At 56.8% G+C, this 2538-nt stretch carries 2 protein-coding genes; both read left to right on the top strand.

Translation table 11 applies throughout. The annotated features are described in order from the left end of the window. The first annotated feature begins 405 nt into the window (after positions 1–405). Positions 406–696, top strand: a complete 291-nt coding sequence (groES, locus tag ACOYNV_RS27400) for a co-chaperone GroES (RefSeq protein ID WP_422902987.1) — start codon at positions 406–408, stop codon at positions 694–696. Between the two features lie 63 nt (positions 697–759). Further along, positions 760–2415: a chaperonin GroEL gene (groL, locus tag ACOYNV_RS27395; protein WP_422902986.1), complete on the top strand. Its 1656-nt coding sequence runs from the start codon at positions 760–762 to the stop codon at positions 2413–2415. Positions 2416–2538 lie beyond the last annotated feature (123 nt).

Raw genomic sequence — 2538 nt, 5'->3', positions numbered from 1 at the left:
GCTGGCACCATTAGGCCGCGATTCGGTGGCTCCAATGGGGCGAGATTTGTCAGCGACAATGCGGCGAAGGCCTGTCTGTCCAATCGGCAACTATTTTCAGTTTTTCTTAAGGCCTCCAGCGGGAACAGGTTTTGGCAAGGTTTTCTCGGCTTGCCCCCCGGAACCCCTTGTCAATGCTTGGAGTAGAGTCTTCGCCAAGGCCGCAATCCTCCCCTCATGGAATGCGTCCAATACTATTTTTATCTACCGAAGCTGATTCATGCATCTTGAAATTCAGGCTACTCGCCCCTATCATTAGCACTCGTTGGTTGTGAGTGCTAATAATTCGGTCCGCGAGCGCTCTGCTCGGTTTGGCAGATATTGGCCAGTTTGTCGTTACTTGTTATAAACCCTAGGAGAAACTGCATGAAAATCCGTCCTTTACATGATCGCGTGATCGTCAAACGCCTCGAAGAAGAACGCAAAACCGCTTCCGGTATCGTCATTCCTGATGCCGCCGCTGAAAAGCCTGATCAGGGTGAAATCATCGCCGTCGGCAAGGGCAAGATCCTCGAAAGTGGTGAAGTTCGCCTGCTCGACGTCAAGGTCGGTGACCGCGTCCTGTTCGGCAAGTATTCCGGCCAGACCGTCAAGGTTGATGGTGAAGAACTGCTGGTCATGCGCGAAGAAGACATCATGGGCGTCGTCGAAGCCTGAGCGTAAAACGCCTGGCATCACGATCCGGATTCACCCCACTACAGAATTATTAGGAGTATCTCAATGGCAGCAAAAGACGTTAAATTTGGCGATTCCGCACGCGCCCGCATGGTCGAAGGCGTAAACATCCTGGCCGACGCAGTCAAGATCACGCTCGGCCCGAAGGGTCGCAATGTTGTTCTGGAGCGCTCATATGGCGCCCCGACGGTGACCAAGGACGGCGTATCCGTCGCCAAGGAAATCGAACTGAAGGACAAGTTCGCCAACATGGGCGCGCAGATGGTCAAGGAAGTTGCTTCCAAGACCTCCGACATCGCCGGTGACGGCACCACCACCGCTACCGTTCTGGCTCAGTCGATCGTCCGCGAAGGCATGAAGTACGTGGCCGCCGGCATGAATCCGATGGATCTCAAGCGTGGCATCGACAAGGCGGTTATCGCCACCATCGAAGAGCTGAAGAAGCTGTCGAAGCCGTGCTCGACGAACAAGGAAATCGCCCAGGTGGGTTCGATTTCCGCCAACGCCGACGCCGACATCGGCGATATCATCGCCCGTGCGATGGACAAGGTTGGCAAGGAAGGCGTCATTACCGTTGAAGACGGCAAGTCGCTGAACAATGAGCTTGAAGTCGTTGAAGGCATGCAGTTTGATCGCGGCTACCTCAGCCCCTACTTCATCAACAATCCGGAAAAGCAAAGCGCCATTCTGGACAACCCGTACATCCTGATCTTCGACAAGAAGATCTCGAACATCCGTGATCTGCTGCCCGTACTTGAGCAAGTCGCCAAGGCCGGCCGTCCGTTGCTGATCGTTGCCGAAGATGTCGAAGGCGAAGCGCTGGCAACCCTGGTGGTCAATAACATCCGTGGCATCCTGAAGACCTGTGCCGTCAAGGCTCCTGGCTTCGGCGACCGGCGCAAGGCCATGCTCGAAGACATCGCTGTCCTGACCGGTGGTCAAGTCATTGCTGAAGAAGTCGGCCTGACCCTCGAAAAGGCGACGCTGGCAGAACTCGGCCAGGCCAAGCGCATCGAGATTGGCAAGGAAAACACCACGATCATCGACGGTGCCGGCGATGCCGTTACCATCGAAGGACGCGTCAAGCAGATCCGTGCCCAGATCGAAACTTCGACCAGCGACTACGACAGCGAGAAGCTGCAGGAACGCGTTGCCAAGCTGGCCGGCGGCGTTGCCCTGATCAAGGTGGGTGCGGCGACCGAAGTTGAAATGAAAGAGAAGAAGGCGCGCGTCGAAGACGCTCTGCACGCAACCCGTGCAGCCGTTGAAGAAGGCATTGTCCCCGGCGGTGGTGTTGCTCTGCTGCGTGCCCGCCTGGCGCTGGCTTCGCTGAAGGGTGACAACCATGACCAGGACGCCGGCATCAAGATCGTCCTGCGTGCCATGGAGCAGCCGCTGCGTGAAATCGTCGCCAATGCGGGCGAAGAGCCTTCCGTCGTGGTCAATGCCGTGGTTCAGGGCAGTGGCAACTTCGGCTACAACGCGGCCACCGGCGAGTATGGCGACATGGTCGAAATGGGTGTGCTGGATCCGACCAAGGTAACGCGTACCGCACTGCAAAATGCGGCCTCGATCGCCGGCCTGATGCTGACAACCGACTGCATGGTTGCCGAACTGGTTGAAGACAAACCAGCCGGTGGTATGGGCGGTGGTGGTATGGGCGGCATGGGTGGTATGGGCGGCATGGATATGGGTATGTAACAGGCAGCGGGCAGACAAACAATGCCTGTTTGAGCTTGTCCGCTCGCAAAAACCCCCGCATGGTAATACCCTAGCCGTTACGTTAAGGTGTTGATGAAATGCGGATGGAAGCCGCAACCCATT

The organism is Propionivibrio sp. (assembly GCF_049316945.1).
Classification (GTDB): Bacteria; Pseudomonadota; Gammaproteobacteria; order Burkholderiales; family Rhodocyclaceae; genus Propionivibrio.
This window is presented reverse-complemented; position numbering and strand designations above follow the sequence as displayed.

What these genes read in the sequence shown, in the direction of transcription:
- groES (WP_422902987.1), top strand. Translation starts at nt 406, where the DNA reads ATGAAAATCCGTCCTTTACATGATCGCGTGATCGTCAAACGCCTCGAA.
- groL (WP_422902986.1), top strand. Translation starts at nt 760, where the DNA reads ATGGCAGCAAAAGACGTTAAATTTGGCGATTCCGCACGCGCCCGCATG.